Source organism: Flavivirga abyssicola (genome assembly GCF_030540775.2).
Taxonomy (GTDB): Bacteria; Bacteroidota; Bacteroidia; order Flavobacteriales; family Flavobacteriaceae; genus Flavivirga; species Flavivirga abyssicola.
In genome coordinates, this window is record NZ_CP141266.1 from 4090992 (window position 1) to 4110331 (window position 19340).

Below are 19340 nucleotides of genomic sequence, written 5' to 3' on the forward strand. Positions count from 1 at the left end.
ATTTAAAAGCTCCTGAAACAAGTTCAGGATTTCGATATTAATAAAAGTGTTTTTATCAATATCTCATTCTCCTCTTTAGTCCCTACAGTCAATCTTAAACAATTCTCGCATCCTGGTTGCGTGGTTCTGTTTCTTATAACAATCCCTTTGTCTATTAACTGATCATAACGTTTTACCGCATCATCAACTTTTACTAAAACAAAGTTGGCATCAGATGGGTAAATTTTTGAAATATAGCTGACAGATTCTAATGCTGATATTAACAGTGTACGTTCTTCTAAAATACTATTGATTTGATTTACTGCTAAATCTTTGATGCTTAATTGCTGAATGGCTTTTTGCTGTGTTAGCTCATTAACATTATATGGCGGCTTTATTCTATTTAAAATAGAAATAATCTCTGTTGACGCATAGCAGATTCCCAACCTAATTCCTGCCATTCCGTAAGCTTTGGACAGTGTTTGAGTGACTACCAAGTTTGGAAATTCCTCTAAACAATCTATCCAGCTATTTTCTTTAGAAAAATCGATATAAGCTTCATCAATGACAACTAAACCTTCAAATTTATTTAGTAATTCTTCTATTGATTGGCTTGAAAAGCTATTACCCGTAGGGTTATTGGGTGAACACAAGAAAAGAATTTTACTGCTTTCATTCACTGCATTTAATATGGTTTCAACTTGTGGTTGAAAACTGTTTGATAGCTGTACTTCTTTAATGCCAACTGCATTAATATTTGCTAATACGCTATACATGCCATATGTTGGTGGTAATATGATAATATTATCTTTGTTTGGCTCGCAAAATGCCCTAAAAATGAGATCTAGGACTTCATCGCTTCCATTTCCTAAAAGGATGTTTTTAGAGTTAATATTTTTTATTTCAGAAAGCATCGTCTTCAAGTCTCCTTGTTGTGGGTCTGGATAACGGTTTACACCGTTGTTGAAGGGATTTTCATTAGCATCCAAAAACACCATAGCATCACTATTACCTTGAAATTCATCCCTCGCAGACGAATACGGTTTTAGAGCCTTAACGGTAGCACGTGTTAACTTGTCTATATTGAAATTTGTTGTTTTCATAATTGTTTTATGAACTTAGTTCATTAGGTTCCTGCTTTACTGAAACAAGTTCAGCACATGTCGCAGGAATGACAAAATTATTTTAAATCCTTTAATCTAATTGAAACAGCGTTTTTATGCGCTTGCAAACCTTCTGCTTCTGCCATTAACTCTATGGTTTCGCCAATGTTTAACAAACCGTCTTTCGAGATCTTTTGAAAGGTCATACTCTTTAAAAAACTATCTAGATTTACCCCAGAATAAGCTTTAGAGAATCCATTTGTTGGCAGCGTATGATTTGTTCCAGAAGCGTAGTCGCCTGCACTTTCTGGTGTGTAATCACCTATAAAAACAGAGCCTGCATTTGCTATCCCATTTACATAAAAATCCTCATTTTTTGTGCAGATAATAAAATGCTCTGGTCCATATTCGTTAATTAAATCAAGAGCCAATTCATTGTTTTCTACATAGATTAGTTTAGAATTCGCAATGGCTTTTTCTGCGATGGCTTGTCTTGGTAACTCTTTAATTTGCTTTTCAATGTCATCTGAAACGGCACTAATTAAACTTTTAGAAGTAGACACTAGAATGACCTGGCTATCTGCACCGTGTTCTGCTTGACTTAATAAATCTGAAGCAATGTATGGTGCATTGGCACTATGGTCTGCAACTACTAATAATTCACTTGGTCCTGCGGGCATATCTATAGCTACTCCAAATTTTGTAGCGAGTTGTTTTGCAACAGTAACAAATTGATTCCCTGGTCCAAAAATTTTATAAACTTTTGGAATCGTTTCGGTTCCAAATGTTAATCCTGCAATAGCTTGTATACCTCCTACTTTAATGATTTTTGTAACGCCACAAAGCTGCGCAGCAAAAAGAATTTCTGGAGCTAATTTGCCTTCTTTATTTGGAGGAGAACATAACACAATTTCTTTACAACCTGCAATTTGAGCAGGAACGGCTAGCATTAAAACAGTTGAAAACAGAGGTGCTGTACCTCCGGGGATATATAAACCTACCTTTTCAATGGGACGTTTTTCCTGCCAGCATTGTACACCGTTGGTCGTTTCAATGTCTATTTTAGAAGTCTTTTGAGCTACATGAAATACTTCAATGTTTTTCTTAGCCTTTTGAATGGCGTTTTGAAGCTTTTCAGGTACATTTTTAATAGCGTCTTCAATCTCTTCTTCGGTAACTATATTTGATTGTAAATCAACGCCGTCAAAGCGTGTTGTATATTTCTTTATAGCTGTATCACCATTTTTAATAACATTGTTAAAAACTTCACTTACAGTACCTTCAATATCATCGACAGTTTGTGTTGGTCGTTTTAAAATTTGTGACCAATTTTCTTTATTAGGATTATCTATGATTTGCATAATTTATCTTTTTCTTGGCATCAATGAAATTTCCGCCTTTACGGAAATGACTAAAATGTCTAAATGACCATTTTTTCAATAGGACAAACTAAAATACCTTCAGCACCGTTATTCTTTAATTCATCAATAACTTCCCAAAATTCATTTTTATCTATAACGGAGTGTACAGAACTCCAACCTTCTTGTGCTAATGGTAAAACTGTTGGACTCTTCATGCCAGGAAGTACATTAATGATATTCTGAATTTTCTCATTCGGTGCATTCAATAAAATATATTTAGACTGGCGCCCTTTTAATACGGATTGAATTCTAAACTGAATCTTATCAAGAATGGCCTGTTTTTCGTCGTTAAGACGTGGAGAAACAGCTAATACTGCTTCCGATTTTAAGATCATTTCCACCTCTTTTAAGTTATTCTTAAATAAAGTACTACCACTAGAAACGATATCACATATAGCATCGGCTAGTCCAATATTTGGGGCAATTTCTACCGACCCATTGATAATGTGAAGATTCGCAGAAATGTTATTCTTTTCTAAATAGCTTTTAACAGTATTTGGATATGATGTTGCAATACGCTTTCCTTCTAAATCTTGTATCCCTTTATAATCTACAGACTTTGGTACAGCAATACAAACTCTGCAAGTAGAGAACCCTAATTTTTCAGCAACTCGAATACCATTACCTTTTTCTATTAGAACATTTTCACCAATAATAGCCGCATCTACTACCCCATCCTTTAGATATTGTGGAATATCTCCGTTTCTTAAGTAAAATACTTCTACAGGAAAGTTTCTGGCTGATGCTTTTAATTGATCTTTTCCATTATCGATAGAAATACCAATATCTTTTAAAATTCTCATCGAGTCTTCGTTTAAACGACCCGATTTTTGTACTGCAATTCTTAATTTACTCATTGTTCTGCTTATACTAAATTTCTAATTCTTTTATAAGATCCCCACCTCCGTGAGGACTATTTCTAATTGTTTAAAACAATTAGAAATGAAAAACCCGTTTGATTGTCTCAAACGGGTTTTAAAAATATGTTGATTTTATTCAATACATTTTCAGTTCGCTTGAGAGCAAATATGAAAATGGTGATGATGTAATTGAATAAAAGCCATGTCTTTTTTATTTATGCAAATATCTGTAATTTATATTTACATTTCCAAATTATAATAAAAAATTTTAGTTCAATTATATATTATATGTTTTTGGTTTAAAAAATCAATAATATTTTAAAATAATAGCTAAAATGTTGAATTATTTAATTTTGGTTTATTGATTCCCAAGTATAATAGGCATTCCACTGTCACCAGAACCAATAACAACAACTTTGCTGTTTGGTGATTCTGATAGTTTAATAGTCGCTTCAATACCTTTATCTTGAAGGATTTTATCTGTTAAAGAAGCACTTAAAATACGGTTAGCATCTGCTTTACCTTTTGCTTCTATAATTACTTTTTCTGCTTCTTTAGCTGCTGTAACTAATCTAAATTCATATTCTAAAGATTCTTGTTCTTGCCTTAATTTACGTTCAATAGCTTCCTTAATCGTATTTGGAAGTGTAACATCTCTTACCAATACTTCGTTTAATTGCACATATTGTTTGTCAAGAATCTTTTTTGTTTCTGCAAAAATTTCATCTTGAATGGCATCACGTTTACTAGAATATAACTGCTCTGGCGTATATCTACCTACTACACTACGTGCCGCACTACGTATAGCTGGTTGAATAACACGTTGTAAATAATTTTCTCCTAATGATTGGTGTAAGTTCCCTAAATCATTGTAGATAGGCTCATACCATGCAGACGCGTCAATTTGAATTTCTAATCCGTTAGACGAAAGTACTTTCATTTTTTCAAAAAGCTCTTGTTGACGTACTTCGTAAATGATAACTTTATTCCAAGGCGCTACAATATGAAACCCTTCTCCTAAAGGCGGTGCATCAGTTACCACACCATTATCGAATGTTTTATAAAGAACTCCTGCCTCTCCAGAGCCAATAGTTACGGCAGATTTAGCTAATACTACAACAAGTATAATTGCAACAATAATTACAGGTAATGCAACTTTTGGTAATTTTTCCATTATTTATTTTAATTTAAATTAATCCGTTATATTTTCTAATAAACCACTCTAAACCTAAGCTTAAAGCAATGATAATGAGTAGATATTTCCAATCTATCAAAGGTATGATATTTTTATGGCTTTTTTGAATGGATACATAGCGATTATCACTTAATAAATCACTTATTAAGCTTTCTGTATGGCCAATAAAATAACTCTTACCCTCACTATTAGTAGCTAACTGTTGTAACTTTGTTACATTGGCGTTTAAAAATTGTTGCTCTACGTTATATTCTAAAATCTGAAAGCTCCCAGATTTAGATACTTTATCATTGGTTGCACTTACTGTAAAGCTATATTCTGAAGGTGGTAAACTACTTAAATCTACTTGAAAGTTATTATTTTTAAGGATAAGTGGAAATGTTTTGGTTTCTTTTGAGGTTTTATCTGTTACTGATATGTTAAGTGTTTCTCGCGCGTCGAAAACATAATTTTTATTGAAAAATTCAGCTTTAATTATAATATTACTACTGCCATTATAAAAAGATTCATAATCAATGTTTAATCGGTCTTTTCTTTTGTTTGAAGCTAGGTACTGGACAAGTTTTCCTATAAAATCATCAAATTGATTAAATGATTTGTTGTTGATATAACTCTGTGCTCTCCATTGCCAAATATTTTCACCAAATAGAACACCTTCTCTCCTACCATTAGTTTCATAGGTTACTAATAACGGTTCATCTGTTGAAATTCCATTGACGCTTTTATTTAAAATAGACTCAAAAGGTATTGTAAATGATACCAATCCGTAATTTGAATTTAAAGGGGGGAATGATTCAAAATTAATATCATCAACTATAAAAGGTGTGTAATTGGTATTCAATTCCGCTTGATAACTTTCGGTTTGATTTGTTATTTCGCTTGTGAATCCTAGTTTGTTATTATTTATAAAGTTTAAATCAGATTTTGTTCCTATAATAGTAAAATAGTTCTTATTATCTCTTTTTAAAACCTCAAATAATCCCTTAAACTTATAATTTGGCTGATTAATTATAATTAATTGAAAATCATTTATTTGATTTAATATTTTTTTTGAATTTAAAAATGAAACTGAGCGCTGTTCATTACTTTCTATGCTCTTTTTAAAAGCTCCTAAATCTGGGTGTGGAAAATCACTTACAATAGCAATCTTTGTTTTTTGATCGATAACTTCTACAGCAAAGTTTTTAGAGTTATTAATTTTGTTTTTTTCATAGTCTATAGGAACAATTGTTGCCTTATAGCTACTCACACCAACTCCATTTGCTGGCAATGTAAAGTTAACTACCTTAGAATTGTTTTCTTTTGAAAAACGAATTGATTCAGAATAAACAGCTCCATTACCCTTTGTTACTACAAAGCGAGAATCTACAGTAATATTTCCATTGTAAACCAGTATGGCTTCAATAGGAAATCTATTTTTTAAATAGGCATACTTATTTACATTTAATTGCTGAATTTTTAAATCGGTATATGTTACGGTATCTCCCAATATTATGGGGAAAATGTTTTGTTTGTACGTTGATGTTGCAAATTGATAATCGTTACCATAGGTTTGATTACCATCTGAAATTATTACCGTAGGGGCAGTAGTTTGCCTGTATATCTGAGATAATTGCTTAAAAGCGTTATCTATATTTGTTTGGTTTTCTGAAAAATTAGTTGAATCTGAAGCTTTAAGTGATTCTCCAAATGTATATAGATTTATATTGAATTTATCATTTAATTTATCATTATTGGATAATTTTTCAATTACACTAATGGCTTGAGCATCTTGATTCAAGTGTTTTATAGAACTTGAGTTATCTATAGCAACCACCAGATTAGGCTTTTCAACAAAAAAACTAAATTGCTCAAACTTTGGATTTATAAGTAATAGGAGTATAGAAAAAATACTAAGAAATCTTAAAAAAGAAAAAAGCATGTTTAATTTAGACATGCTTTTCTTTTTATTATAATACTGGAATAAGGCTAATAAAATAGCTCCTATTCCAGCGAGTATGATATAAATAAGAGTTTCTGTTTGCATTTAAGGTAGCTGATTTTAGAATTCAAAAATCGTGATTCGTAAATCTAAAATTTAAGTCAGCATACCACCATCAACATTTAGAGTCTGCCCCGTTACATAAGCACTCATATCACTACCTAAAAACACACAAACATTTGCGATATCTTCTGGTGTTCCCCCTCGTTTTAAAGGAATTCCAGCACGCCACCTTTTAACAATCTCTTCATCTAACTTTGCTGTCATTTCTGTTTCAATAAACCCAGGAGCAACAACATTACTTCTTATGTTTCTTGAACCTAGTTCCAAAGCAACCGATTTAGAAAACCCAATAATTCCAGCTTTTGAAGCTGCATAATTAGTTTGTCCGGCATTTCCTTTAACTCCAACTACGGAGCTCATGTTTATAATGGAACCTTTGCGTTGTTTTAACATGGTTCTCTGTACTGCTTTTGTCATATTAAAAACAGACTTTAGGTTAACTTCTATAACGGTATCAAAGTCTTCTTCACTAATACGCATTAATAAGTTATCCTTTGTGATACCTGCATTATTTACTAAAATATCGATAGATCCAAATTCTGAAACAACGTCATCAGCCAGTTTTTGAGCATCATCAAAACTTGCTGCATTACTTTGATATCCTTTTGCTTTTATGCCTAGGGCGTTCAATTCTGCTTCTAACGCGTTTGCGGCTTCTACAGAAGAGCTGTATGTAAATGCTACATTAGCACCTTGTTCTGCAAATATTTGAGCAATACCTTTACCAATTCCACGACTTGCTCCTGTTACAATGGCCGTTTTTCCTTTTAACAATTTCATTTATGTTATTTTTTAATTTTATACAAATACACCATTATGTATAACTGTGTATTCGTTCTTTGGTTTGTTATTAATTGGGTATTCAAATATAGGAATATCCTATATAAAAAATGATATAAATTAATATTATAAATAGAACTCATCTTGGCTTTTTCTATTTCCTAAAAAATGATTAAAATTCGTCCATATTTTGTTACTTTTTTTATGCTTAACACTGCTATGCCTTGCAAAAAATGCCTCATCTAAACAAATTTCATCTCATTTTCGGTTAAAAACAAAAAGTCAAGATGAGTTCATAGTACAAATTAGTATTTGAAATATTAAAAAGTGACATTTTAAAAATACTTATAACGCAACCTTTTCTTATTCAAAGCATCTATTAATTGAATTTAGATAGACAATATAATCCCAAAACCATGAGACATACTTTTCTTTTTTTATGCTTAATATTTTTTATAGGGTGTAGTGAGACTGATAAGGCTCAAACTTCGAAACTATGCTCTGATAATCCTCTTGAAAACATTGATTGGTTAAAAGAGTTGTTAAACAATACAGATTCTAACGGTTTAGAAATTATACAATATGATTATAAAGGGCAAACTGTTTTTTCAATAAACAGTTGCCTAAACTGTGCCGACAACCTTATTACAGTTTACGACTGTAAAAGAAATAAAGTTTGTGAATTTGGAGGTATAGCAGGTTTAAATACTTGTCCTGATTTTGAGACAGAAGCCACTAATAAAACTGTCATATTTACAGATAGATATTGTGAAAAGGGCATTATAATCAGTCCTAAACTCTATAAAGAATTAAAGTCCTCTCCTATTACATCTGCAGAAATTAATGGTAATTGCTTGGATATAACGTTTAGCATTCTTTCTACTCAAGATAGAATTGAAGATGTTAAATTGGTAGATTCTGGAGAAGTACTGGAAAGTATGCCTACGCAAAGACGCATAAAATTTTATATTGAAGAAAACTTAACGAAGCCAACTTCTATGTCTGCGACAACTTCCTTTGATGTTTCTAATCTCGCAGAGCAAGGAGAAACTATTATATTGAATATTGACGGATTTGATACTTCGATTGAATATACTAGAGTTCCATAATCGTATAATGAACTATGGAAAGTAAAATATATTTTACTTAAACGTATACAGCACATCTATTAAAAAGCCTGTCTGGTCTGCAGCTAGGGTGTACCCACAAATATAGCCTCCTTCCTCTTAAATAGAGGATTATAAGGTACTCGCTAAGAAATAACCATCAGGCAAGCCCCCGACCCTTCGTAAGAATAAAGGACAAAAGCTTCGAAACCCAGGAGCGTAGTATTGGATGGCGCATTGGCGCGACGTCGAAGTTTTGTGCTTGGTTCTTCTTGAGCCTAAGCAAAAGAAGAAATTCCTATCGAAGGGGCGTCTTTTCTTTTGTTACTTTTCTTTGGACGAAGCAAAGAAAAGTAAATAATGAATCTTTTTTTAGATGTGGGGACACAGTAGCCACTGGAAGGCAGGGAACTCAATCCTTATGGGATGTCTCGTCGCTCATGCTTCGCTCTGTCGACATGACAAAAAATTGTATTACAAATAATTAGCTTGTTTTTTTGAGTATTATTTACGTAGACTAACGTTATTTTAGATAAATTAGTTATTTGCTACAAACTTAATATCTACCATTCCTAGATAAGATGTCTCTGAGAATGTAGCTGGTAATGTTTGACTTGTACCATAGCTAGAGCCATAACCAGAAATTAATACATCTCCCATTTCCACAGGAAACAAGTCATTTCCTGTATTAGTAAATTGGTAATAATCATTAGTATTAACAGAAACGAAGTATGTTGTTCCAGAATCAATGGCTATAGGTTCTATATCTTCGAAAGATAAAAGTCCGGAGCTGGAAACAACCATTGCAGTTGCTAAAATGGTTTCTGTTTCTGCATTCCACAAGGTCACCCGATAAGTCTCATTATTCGGTATTCTAGTACCTAGCGCTGTGATTTTTCCACTTTTAAATGTTTTAAATTTATATCCCATTTCGAAGGTATTAGGGCTATTTACTTTTTGATAATTAACTTGCATATGCCCACTTTCTATCAACGATTTCATTGGATATTGCGGTGTGGCTTCTATAACTTCTATTTCATCATCATTCTTCGAACAGCTATTAAAAAATATTCCTATAATAATTAATCCCCAAATTAGTTTTTGTGCTTTCATGATCTCTGTTTTTTAGCTTTATATTACTATATCAACAAGACCATCATTTTGTTACCCTAATATTTCACTTTATTCCATAAAAAAATCCGTTAACAAATAAAAGTCAACGGATTTGTATTTTATATTGCCTCACCCAGAACTGCCGAAAAAGCAGTCCTGACCTCTCCAAAGGAAAGGTGTAATAGGAAACTCCGCCCCCAAAGGGTCAGAGAATTTTTAGATCAGGTTTACCCTAATACTTCTGCTATTTTTTTACCTATTTCTGCAGGAGAATCAACGACATGAATTCCACAAGCTCTCATAATTTTCTTTTTAGCTTGGGCAGTATCATCACTTCCTCCAACTATAGCACCAGCATGTCCCATAGTACGACCAGCAGGAGCTGTTTCTCCGGCTATAAAACCAACTACAGGTTTTTTACTACCACTTTCTTTATACCAATTTGCAGCATCTGCTTCTAACTGACCTCCTATTTCTCCAATCATTACAACAGCCTCAGTTTCTGGGTCATTAATAAGTAGCTCAACAGCTTCTTTAGTTGTCGTTCCTATAATTGGGTCTCCACCAATACCAATTGCTGTTGTAATTCCTAATCCTTGTTTTACAACTTGGTCTGCAGCTTCGTATGTTAACGTCCCAGATTTAGAAACAATACCTACTTTCCCTTTTTTGAAAACAAAACCAGGCATAATACCAACTTTAGCTTCTTCTGGAGTAATAACTCCTGGGCAGTTAGGACCAATTAAGCGACAGTCTTTATTTTTTATATAATTAGATGCCGTAATCATATCTGCAACAGGAATACCTTCTGTAATTGTAATAATAACTTTAATACCTGCATCGGCAGCTTCCATAATAGCATCTGCTGCAAAAGCAGGCGGTACAAAAATAATAGTTGTATCTGCTCCAACTTCTTTAACAGCATCTAAAACAGTATTAAAAACTGGTTTGTCTAAATGTGTTTGCCCACCTTTTCCTGGTGTCACACCTCCAACAACATTGGTTCCATATTCAATCATTTGACCCGCGTGAAATGTACCTTCACTACCTGTAAACCCTTGAACTATAATTTTTGAATCTTTATTTACTAAAACACTCATAGGAGATTATTTGTCTTTTATTAATTTAATTGAGCAAATGTAATTTTTTGTATTAAAATTCTAAAGTAAAAACGCACTTTTTATTTTTAGAAATATTAATCTCTATTTTTTGTCTTGTTCCTTTAATTTATCTAGTATTTCGGGAATCTTTCTTATCGATGCAATTTCTTTATATTTTGAGCGAAAATCATCTGCGGGTATTCCAAAATAGCTTTTTCCACCTTCTAATGATTTACTAACACCTGCTTTTGCAGATATTACGGCTTTTTTACCAATGGTGATCCCACTTGTTATACCAACTTGTCCCCATATAGTCACTTCATCTTCAACAATAACACAACCAGCTATTCCTACTTGCGAGGCTATTAAACATTTCTTTCCAATAACAGTATCGTGTCCTATTTGAACTAAATTATCAATCTTTGTTCCTTCTTTAATCCGGGTATCTGCTGTAACTCCTCTATCTATTGTGCATCCTGCTCCAATATCTACATGATCTTCTAAAACAACACGTCCACTGGATTTTAAGCGATCAAAGCCTTCTGGCCTATTTTTATAATAGAAGGCATTCCCCCCTAAAACAGATCCAGCATGTATGGTAACATGGTTTCCTATAACGGCATCATCATAGATGCTTACATTAGAATGAATAACACAATTATCGCCTATTACAACATTATGTCCAATAAAACTATTGGGCTGAATTATTGAGTTTTCACCAATGGTTGCACTGCTGGAGATTTGACTATTAGCAGATTGAAATGGTTTAAAGTGATTTGTAAGCTTGTTAAAGTCTCTAAACGGATCGTCACTAATTAATAATGCTTTTCCTGGAGGACATGTCACTTCTTTATTAATAAGTATAATAGTCGCAGCAGAATCTAGTGCTTTATCGTAATATTTTGGGTGATCGACAAAAACTATATCTCCCGGCTCTACGACATGAATTTCATTCATTCCTAGAACAGAAAAATCATCATCACCAACAAAAGTACAATCAATTAATTGTGCTATGTCTTTTAAAGTATGCGGTTGAGGAAATTTCATTTATAAACTATTCCTTTACACGCTCTTTGTAAGTTCCTTTATCTGTTTCAACCTTTATTTTGTCACCTTCATTAATAAATAATGGTACATTAACGGTTGCACCTGTTTCAACTGTTGCAGGTTTTGTTGCATTGGTAGCGGTATTTCCTTTAACTCCAGGTTCTGTTGCCGTGACTTCTAATATAACACTTGCTGGCATCTCTACAGAAAGCGGCATGTTGTCCTCAGAATTAATAATGACCGTTACAACTTCCCCTTCTTTCATTAACCCAGGATTGTCTAGAGCAGCTTCAACCAATTGAATTTGTGTATAATCTTCAGTATTCATAAAATGATAATAATCACCATCATTATATAAAAATTGAAACTTGTGTGTTTCAACACGTACATCTTCTAATTTATGGCCAGCTGAAAATGTATTGTCAATCACTTTTCCTGTAGTAACACTTTTTAATTTAGTTCTTACAAACGCAGGTCCTTTTCCTGGTTTAACATGTAAAAATTCAATAATTTTAAAAATATCGTGATTGTATCTAATACATAACCCGTTTCTAATGTCACTTGTAGTTGCCATAAATTCTTTTTTGTAAATTATTTAGTTTGATTAATTTGATTTGAAATACCCTTTCATGATTCCTCGATGTGAATTTTTAATAAATTGAAGGATTTCATCACGTTCTGGAGTTGCTTCCATTTCTGCTTCAATAATTTCTGAAGCTTGGGTATTGTTATAATTCTTTTGATAGAGTATTCTAAAAATATTCTGAATCTCTCTTATTTTTTCTGTTGTAAATCCACGCCTTCTTAAACCTACAGAATTTATACCAACATAGGATAAAGGCTCACGTGCTGCTTTTACGTAAGGAGGCACATCTTTTCTAACCAAAGAACCGCCAGTAACAAAGGCATGATTACCTACAGATACAAATTGATGTACAGCAGTCATCCCCGCTAAAACAACGTAGTCTCCTATGGTTATATGACCTGCAAGCGTACTGTTATTAGAAAAAATACAATTATCTCCCACAATGCAATCGTGAGCAATGTGACAATACGCCATAATTAGGCAATTGTTACCAATAACTGTTTTCATTCTATCGGTTGTACCTCTATTAATAGTTACACATTCTCTTATTGTAACATTGTCACCAATTTCTACAATAGTATCTTCATCGTTATATTTTAAATCTTGAGGAACAGCTGAAATAACTGATCCAGGAAATATATTGCAGTTTTTACCAATGCGGGCGCCTTCCATAATGGTTACGTTACTACCTATCCAGGTCCCCTCTCCTATTACTACATTGTTATTGATAGTTGTAAAAGGTTCTATTACTACATTTTTAGCGATTTTGGCTCCTGGGTGAACGTATGCTAGTGGTTGGTTCATATTTATTTTTTTACTTTAGAGATTTGAGCCATTAGTTCTGCTTCTGCACATAGTTTGCCATTGGCATAAGCATAACCTTGCATGTGGCATATACCACGTCGAATAGGAGTTATTAACGTACATTTAAATATTAATGTATCTCCAGGCATTACTTTTTGTTTAAACTTAACATTATCCATCTTCATGAAAAAGGTTAAGTAATTTTCTGGGTCCGGAACCGTATTAAGTACTAAAATACCACCGGTTTGCGCCATAGCTTCTACGATTAGAACACCTGGCATTACAGGAGCTCCTGGAAAATGACCAGCAAAAAACTGTTCGTTCATAGTCACATTTTTTGTAGCGATAACATAATTATCAGTAAGCTCAAAAACTTTATCTATTAGTAAAAATGGTTGTCTATGAGGTAACATGGCCATAATTTGATTTACATCCATTAAAGGAGGTTGATTCAAATCTATATTTGGCACATTATTACGGCGTTCGTTTTTAATTATTTTGGCTAATTTTTTAGCGAATTGAGTATTTACAAAATGACCAGGTTTGTTAGCTATTACTTTTCCACGGATTCTTGTTCCTATAAGCGCTAAATCTCCTAAAACATCAAGAAGCTTATGTCGTGCTGCCTCATTTGGGTGATGTAAAGTCAAATTATCTAAAATACCATTTGGTTTTACGGCGATAGACTCTTTATTAAAGGCAACTCTTAATTTATCCATTGTTTCTGGAGATAAGGCTTTGTCTACATAAACAATCGCATTATTTAAATCACCACCTTTAATTAGTCCATGTTCTAAAAGCATTTCAATTTCATGCAAAAAACTAAATGTACGTGAATTTGAAATATCCTTTTTGAAATCTGAAATTTTATTTAAAGTAGCATTTTGGGTACCTAATACTTTGGTTCCAAAATCTACCATAGTAGTTATTTGATATTCTTTAGAAGGCATTACTAAAATTTCGCTCCCAGTTTCTTCATCTGTATAAGAAACAATATCAGTAATTACAAACTCTTCTCTAAAAGCATCGAGTTCTACAATACCAGCTTTTTCAATAGCATCAACAAAAAACTTAGATGACCCATCCATAATTGGAGGCTCAGACGCATTCAATTCAACAATAGCATTATCAACATCTAATCCTACCAATGCAGCAAGAACGTGTTCTGAAGTTTGAATAGTTACGCCGTTTTTCTCTAAACAAGTACCTCTTTGTGTGTTAGTAACATAATTAGCATCAGCTTCAATAATTGGTGTACCTTCTAAATCAACACGTTTAAAGGCCAATCCGGAATTAGCAATAGCTGGTTTAAAAGTTAAAGTAACATCTTTTCCTGTATGTAAACCGACACCTGTTAAAGAGATTTCACCCTTAATGGTTTTTTGCTTTATTTCAGTATTAACTATTCCCATTTATTTTTTTCTAAATCATTAATATTTTTTACAATCTTAGGTAAGTTTTTAAAATGCACATATGATTTGTTATAATCACTTAAAGCTAGTGCTGGCGACCCTTGAAGAACTTCATTGTCTTTTACGTTTCTAGCGATACCAGATTGTGCTTGAATTTTTACATGGTTACCAATGGTAATATGCCCTGCAATACCTACTTGACCACCAATTTGACAATACTCTCCAATTTTGGTTGAACCAGCAACACCAGACTGTGCAGCTATTACGGTGTGTTTACCTATTTCTACATTATGCGCAATTTGTATTTGATTATCTAATTTAACACCATTCCTTATTATTGTTGATCCCAAAGTCGCGCGATCTATAGTTGTTCCTGCTCCTACATCAACATGGTTTTCTAAAATAACATTTCCTATTTGAGGTATTTTGCTATAACTCCCATCTTGGTTTGGTGCAAAACCAAAACCATCGGCTCCAATGATTGCACCAGAGTTTATAACACAAGAGTTTCCTATAGTTGTATCTGAATAAATTTTGGCTCCAGAAAATACAACAGAATTATCTCCAATAGTAACATTATCACCTATGTAAGCATTTGGAAAAATCTTGACATTATTTCCTATTGAAACATTTTTACCGACATAAGAGAATACCCCAATATAGATGTTATCACCATGGATTGCTGATTCTGATATATAGGAAGGTTGTTCTATTCCTACCTTGTTTAGCTTAACCATGTTATAATACTCAAGCACTTTAGAAAAGGCTGCATAAGCATCTTCAACTTTGATTAATGTGGTATTAATTTCATTTTCAGGAATAAAGCTTTTGTTAACTATGGCGACTGAAGCTTTTGTAGAATATATGTATGGCGTATATTTTGGGTTAGATAAAAAGGTTAGAGAGCCTTGAGTCCCCTCTTCTATTTTAGATAACTTTGAAACTTCCATATTTGGGTCGCCAACAATATCACCTTCTAATATTTCTGCTATTTGTTGTGCTGTAAATTTCACACTGAAAAAGTTTGTTTTTTGTTTGATTGACGCAAAAATAGGAAAAATGTACTAAAGTTTTCTATGTGCAGAGTCTTATTGTTTTTATATAAACTGATGTAGTGTTTTACGTAGTTATTTTTTTATTTTAAAAAAACAACTACAGTGTTTCTTTAGGATAGCATATGTAATATTTAGTTACTGGTTTAGATAATGCCTTAAGGTTGAGCTGGTCTGAAGCCTTAACTATATCTTCAATTTTCCCAGATTTGTGCAAAATATTTATTCCTTGATGTTTTAATTGATATGCTTGATTAGATATATCGCCAGTAAACACAAAATATTTTGCTTCATCTTCATTTATATTATGAGCATTAATTAAGTTTTGGATATGCTTTTCAAGATTTTGCTTTTTTATTTCTTTCTTTTTTAATTTGACTTTTAATAAGTCCCTATTAATGATCATTTTGCTTAATCGACTGAGTACAAAATCACTATGATGCTGCCAGTTTTTCATAGCCGAAATAATATCATAATCATCTAATTGCGAAAAAATATCTAGCGTCTCATTGTTAAAATTGTCAATTGATATTTTGTTCTCTAAAAAAAACAATAGAGCTTTGCTAGCTTCCAACCTTGTTCCATTGTTATGCAATTCCTTAGCTCGCTTTAAGACACGAATCAATAATTGTTCTGCAGCTAGGCCCGTTTTGTGTAAATAAACCTGCCAATACATGAGACGCCTCGCTACAATAAATTTTTCGACACTATAAATTCCTTTTTCTTCAACAACTAATTCATCATTCACAACATGAAGCATCGTAATTAATCGTTCGCTATTTATATTACCCTCAGCCACTCCAGTATAAAAACTATCTCGCTTTAAATAATCTGCTCTGTCCATATCCAATTGTCCGGAAATAAGCTGACACATAAATTTTCTATGGTATTCACCTTTGAAAATTTGGATGGCAAGCGTTAAACTTCCGTTAAATTCTTTATTTAATTGCTCCATGAAAAGCAAAGAAATGTCCTCGTGAGACACATCATTAACAATGCTATGTTCCATGGCATGAGAGAAAGGCCCATGACCAATATCATGCAATAAAATGGCAGCATAAAGTCCTTTTTCTTCTTCTTCGGAAATTGTAACTCCCTTAAAACGAAGTACATTAACAGCCTGCTGCATTAAGTGCACGCATCCTATGGCATGATGAAATCTAGTATGATGAGCACCAGGATAAACCAAATAAGACATCCCCATCTGGGTAATTCTTCTTAAACGTTGAAAGTATTTATGTTGAATTAAATCGAAGATAAGCGAATTTGGAATAGTAATAAATCCGTAAATTGGGTCGTTTAATATTTTAAGTTTGTTCAAACTTGAAAAGTTAATGTTTAATAGACACAAATATAATTATATGTAGTTTATATATAAGGCTATATTAAAAACAATTACGATAAATGATTATTAAAAATATTTGAATGAATACAATACAAATACTTTGGGTAGATGATGAAATTGATTTACTGAAACCTCATATTCTATTTTTAGAGCAACGCAATTATAAAGTTACAAAATGCATGAGTGGCACCGAAGCTATTGATGCTATAGATGGAAAAAGTTTTGATATCGTATTTTTAGATGAAAATATGCCCGGACTTACTGGTCTTGAAACTTTAAATGAAATAAAAGAAAAGCAAGATAATCTTCCTGTTGTGATGATCACCAAGAGTGAGGAAGAATATATTATGGAAGAAGCTATTGGTAACAAAATAGCGGATTATCTAATTAAACCCGTAAACCCTAATCAGATATTGTTAAGTTTAAAGAAGAACTTGGATAATTCTCGATTAGTATCTGAAAAAACTACTTCTAACTATCAACAAGAGTTTAGGAAAATTGCCATGGATTTATCTATGGTTAATTCCTATGAAGAATGGGTGAATCTGTATCAGAAGCTTATTTATTGGGAAATTCAGCTTGAAGACATTGAAGATCCTGGGATGTTTGAAATTTTAGAATCTCAAAAAAACGAGGCTAATATTCAGTTTGGGAAATTTATAGAAAAAAATTATGCAGATTGGTTTGAGCCAAACACAGAGTCCCCAATAATGTCGCATACACTTTTTAAAGAAAAAATCACTCCTGAGATAAGTAAAGAGCAACCTACTGTTTTAATTGTTATTGACAATTTACGCTATGACCAATGGAAAGTTTTTGAGCCCATTATTAACAATTATTATAAAAAGACTAAAGAAGACGCTTTTTTTAGCATTTTGCCAACAGCAACTCAGTATGCTCGTAATGCCATTTTTTCTGGGCTCATGCCTAGCGATATGGAAAAATTATTTCCCAAATATTGGAAAAATGATACTGATGATGGTGGAAAAAATATGCACGAAGCCGACTTTTTAGATACGCAAATGAAACGATTAGGATTAACTCATTTGAATTATGACTATCATAAAATTACCAATCTAAAAAATGGCAGAAAACTAGCTGATAACTTCAAATCACTTAAAGACAACGATCTTTCCGTTATAGTGTACAATTTTGTTGATATGTTATCGCATTCTAAAACAGAAATGGAAGTTGTTAAAGAACTGGCTTCAAACGATAAAGCATACAGGTCTCTAACATTAAGCTGGTTTAAAAATTCGCCGCTTTTAGAGATGATACAACAGGCGCAACAATTAGGGTTTAAACTCATTTTAACTACAGATCATGGTACTATTAATGTTAAGAACCCATCAAAGGTAATTGGAGATAGAGATACAAGCTTAAATCTTCGTTATAAAACCGGCAGGAGTTTAACTTATGATGACAAAGATGTATTGGTTTTTAAAAACCCAAAAGATGCTCACTTACCTTCTATTAATATGAGCAGTTCTTATATTTTTGCAAAAAGCGATTTGTTTTTTGCTTATCCTAATAACTACAATCATTATGTTAGTTATTTTAGAAATACGTATCAACATGGAGGTGTTTCTCTTGAGGAAATGATTATTCCTTTTGTAGTATTCACTCCAAAATAATCTATTAAAAGCAAAAAACATCGATTAAATACGTGTTTTTATTGCTTTTTTGATTTTTTTTGACTATAATTGTGTGTGAAATATTATGGAATTAGAACTTAACTTTGGATTAAATGATGTCGAAAATGTTGCAAAACAACTAATTAAAAATGTAAAAACTAAAACTTTATTATTTTATGGAGATATGGGTGTTGGCAAAACAACATTAATAAAAACCATTGTAAAAGTTTTAGGAAGTCATGATGAAGTTAGTAGCCCAACATTTTCTATCGTAAACGAGTATCAACTAAATAATGATAAGATTTATCATTTTGATTTATATAGAATAAACGATTTAGAGGAAGCTTATAATTTTGGAATTGAAGATTATGTTGATTCTGACAATTGGAAATTAATAGAATGGCCAGAAAAAATTGAGCCCATTTTGAACAATCATTTTGATAAAATTAATTTAAAATTAGATTCTGATAATCATAGAATTATAAAATTAAATTAACGAACAAATTACTAACATAACATTAGCTTAAACAAATAAATAACAGAAAAAAACACTCTGAATTTTGAAGTTTTACGGGAAAACCACAATGAAGATTTGAAAAAAGTTTGATTTTAACATTTTTTTAACATTTCACTACATACTTCAAAATAGCCTTTAGTTACATTTGGATATATTAATTAATAAATCCCTTTAAAATGAAAACTAAGAAGTACTTAATCGCAATCGCGATTTTCGGAGGAATGTTGTTTATGGCTCAAGCT

17 protein-coding genes are annotated in these 19340 nt (G+C 32.4%); 3 read left to right on the forward strand and 14 right to left on the reverse strand.

Annotation, left to right across the window (positions count from 1 at the left end):
* Positions 1–23: 23 nt before the first annotated feature.
* From hisC to fabG, 6 genes are all read right to left on the reverse strand, one after another.
* Entirely contained in the window at positions 24–1082 is a 1059-nt protein-coding gene (hisC, locus tag Q4Q34_RS17135; RefSeq protein WP_303317639.1) for a histidinol-phosphate transaminase, read from the reverse strand.
* Between the two features lie 77 nt (positions 1083–1159).
* Complete coding sequence (gene hisD / locus Q4Q34_RS17140; protein ID WP_303317640.1) at positions 1160–2443, reverse strand: histidinol dehydrogenase; 1284 nt, start codon at positions 2441–2443, stop codon at positions 1160–1162.
* Positions 2444–2502: 59 nt separating this feature from the next.
* Positions 2503–3360 carry an ATP phosphoribosyltransferase gene (hisG, locus tag Q4Q34_RS17145; RefSeq protein WP_303317641.1) on the reverse strand — a complete coding sequence of 286 codons (858 nt, stop codon included), beginning with the start codon at positions 3358–3360 and terminating at the stop codon, positions 2503–2505.
* Positions 3361–3721: 361 nt separating this feature from the next.
* Complete coding sequence (locus Q4Q34_RS17150; RefSeq protein WP_303317642.1) at positions 3722–4537, reverse strand: prohibitin family protein; 816 nt, start codon at positions 4535–4537, stop codon at positions 3722–3724.
* A 13-nt stretch (positions 4538–4550) separates the two neighbouring features.
* A complete protein-coding gene (locus Q4Q34_RS17155; protein WP_303317643.1) occupies positions 4551–6584 on the reverse strand; it encodes a VWA domain-containing protein in 2034 nt (677 codons plus the stop codon).
* 51 nt (positions 6585–6635) lie between these two features.
* Positions 6636–7382 carry a 3-oxoacyl-[acyl-carrier-protein] reductase gene (fabG, locus tag Q4Q34_RS17160; RefSeq protein ID WP_303317644.1) on the reverse strand — a complete coding sequence of 249 codons (747 nt, stop codon included), beginning with the start codon at positions 7380–7382 and terminating at the stop codon, positions 6636–6638.
* 416 nt (positions 7383–7798) lie between these two features.
* On the opposite strand from fabG, the gene Q4Q34_RS17165 reads away from it, so the two are divergent.
* On the forward strand, positions 7799–8491 hold the full coding sequence (locus Q4Q34_RS17165) for a DUF6970 domain-containing protein (protein WP_303317645.1): 693 nt from the start codon (positions 7799–7801) through the stop codon (positions 8489–8491).
* Positions 8492–9025: 534 nt separating this feature from the next.
* On the opposite strand, the gene Q4Q34_RS17170 is transcribed toward Q4Q34_RS17165, so the two are convergent.
* From Q4Q34_RS17170 to Q4Q34_RS17205, 8 genes are all read right to left on the reverse strand, one after another.
* Positions 9026–9601: a DUF4082 domain-containing protein gene (locus Q4Q34_RS17170; RefSeq protein ID WP_303317646.1), complete on the reverse strand. Its 576-nt coding sequence runs from the start codon at positions 9599–9601 to the stop codon at positions 9026–9028.
* A 227-nt stretch (positions 9602–9828) separates the two neighbouring features.
* Entirely contained in the window at positions 9829–10701 is an 873-nt protein-coding gene (sucD, locus tag Q4Q34_RS17175) for a succinate--CoA ligase subunit alpha (RefSeq protein ID WP_303282416.1), read from the reverse strand.
* Between the two features lie 102 nt (positions 10702–10803).
* Positions 10804–11748 (reverse strand): UDP-3-O-(3-hydroxymyristoyl)glucosamine N-acyltransferase, encoded by a 945-nt coding sequence (locus Q4Q34_RS17180; protein WP_303317647.1) that lies wholly within the window; start codon positions 11746–11748, stop codon positions 10804–10806.
* Between the two features lie 7 nt (positions 11749–11755).
* On the reverse strand, positions 11756–12322 hold the full coding sequence (efp, locus tag Q4Q34_RS17185) for an elongation factor P (protein WP_303317648.1): 567 nt from the start codon (positions 12320–12322) through the stop codon (positions 11756–11758).
* A gap of 30 nt (positions 12323–12352) precedes the next feature.
* The gene (gene lpxA, locus Q4Q34_RS17190) at positions 12353–13138 is read right to left on the reverse strand and encodes an acyl-ACP--UDP-N-acetylglucosamine O-acyltransferase (protein WP_303317649.1); all 786 of its coding nucleotides are present in this window, start codon (positions 13136–13138) and stop codon (positions 12353–12355) included.
* Between the two features lie 2 nt (positions 13139–13140).
* Positions 13141–14550, reverse strand: coding sequence for a bifunctional UDP-3-O-[3-hydroxymyristoyl] N-acetylglucosamine deacetylase/3-hydroxyacyl-ACP dehydratase (locus Q4Q34_RS17195; protein ID WP_303317650.1), 1410 nt, complete (start codon positions 14548–14550; stop codon positions 13141–13143).
* Complete coding sequence (lpxD, locus tag Q4Q34_RS17200; protein WP_303317651.1) at positions 14541–15563, reverse strand: UDP-3-O-(3-hydroxymyristoyl)glucosamine N-acyltransferase; 1023 nt, start codon at positions 15561–15563, stop codon at positions 14541–14543. Before lpxD ends, Q4Q34_RS17195 begins: the two co-directional genes overlap by 10 nt.
* 139 nt (positions 15564–15702) lie before the next feature.
* Entirely contained in the window at positions 15703–16923 is a 1221-nt protein-coding gene (locus Q4Q34_RS17205) for an HD domain-containing protein (RefSeq protein WP_303317652.1), read from the reverse strand.
* 104 nt (positions 16924–17027) lie between these two features.
* Between Q4Q34_RS17205 and porX the strand changes: the two genes are divergently transcribed.
* The gene (porX, locus tag Q4Q34_RS17210; protein ID WP_303317653.1) at positions 17028–18581 is read left to right on the forward strand and encodes a T9SS response regulator signal transducer PorX; all 1554 of its coding nucleotides are present in this window, start codon (positions 17028–17030) and stop codon (positions 18579–18581) included.
* Positions 18582–18666: 85 nt separating this feature from the next.
* Positions 18667–19077 carry a tRNA (adenosine(37)-N6)-threonylcarbamoyltransferase complex ATPase subunit type 1 TsaE gene (tsaE, locus tag Q4Q34_RS17215; RefSeq protein ID WP_303317654.1) on the forward strand — a complete coding sequence of 137 codons (411 nt, stop codon included), beginning with the start codon at positions 18667–18669 and terminating at the stop codon, positions 19075–19077.
* Positions 19078–19340: the final 263 nt, after the last annotated feature.

Bases quoted from the DNA above. Each gene is read 5' to 3' on its own strand.
- Q4Q34_RS17165 (WP_303317645.1), top strand. From the start codon at position 7,799: ATGAGACATACTTTTCTTTTTTTATGCTTAATATTTTTTATAGGGTGT.
- hisC (WP_303317639.1), bottom strand. From the start codon at position 1,082: ATGAAAACAACAAATTTCAATATAGACAAGTTAACACGTGCTACCGTT.
- lpxA (WP_303317649.1), bottom strand. From the start codon at position 13,138: ATGAACCAACCACTAGCATACGTTCACCCAGGAGCCAAAATCGCTAAA.
- porX (WP_303317653.1), top strand. From the start codon at position 17,028: ATGAATACAATACAAATACTTTGGGTAGATGATGAAATTGATTTACTG.
- fabG (WP_303317644.1), bottom strand. From the start codon at position 7,382: ATGAAATTGTTAAAAGGAAAAACGGCCATTGTAACAGGAGCAAGTCGT.
- Q4Q34_RS17150 (WP_303317642.1), bottom strand. From the start codon at position 4,537: ATGGAAAAATTACCAAAAGTTGCATTACCTGTAATTATTGTTGCAATT.
- hisG (WP_303317641.1), bottom strand. From the start codon at position 3,360: ATGAGTAAATTAAGAATTGCAGTACAAAAATCGGGTCGTTTAAACGAA.
- tsaE (WP_303317654.1), top strand. From the start codon at position 18,667: ATGGAATTAGAACTTAACTTTGGATTAAATGATGTCGAAAATGTTGCA.
- Q4Q34_RS17170 (WP_303317646.1), bottom strand. From the start codon at position 9,601: ATGAAAGCACAAAAACTAATTTGGGGATTAATTATTATAGGAATATTT.
- Q4Q34_RS17155 (WP_303317643.1), bottom strand. From the start codon at position 6,584: ATGCAAACAGAAACTCTTATTTATATCATACTCGCTGGAATAGGAGCT.
- Q4Q34_RS17195 (WP_303317650.1), bottom strand. From the start codon at position 14,550: ATGGGAATAGTTAATACTGAAATAAAGCAAAAAACCATTAAGGGTGAA.
- sucD (WP_303282416.1), bottom strand. From the start codon at position 10,701: ATGAGTGTTTTAGTAAATAAAGATTCAAAAATTATAGTTCAAGGGTTT.
- efp (WP_303317648.1), bottom strand. From the start codon at position 12,322: ATGGCAACTACAAGTGACATTAGAAACGGGTTATGTATTAGATACAAT.
- Q4Q34_RS17180 (WP_303317647.1), bottom strand. From the start codon at position 11,748: ATGAAATTTCCTCAACCGCATACTTTAAAAGACATAGCACAATTAATT.
- hisD (WP_303317640.1), bottom strand. From the start codon at position 2,443: ATGCAAATCATAGATAATCCTAATAAAGAAAATTGGTCACAAATTTTA.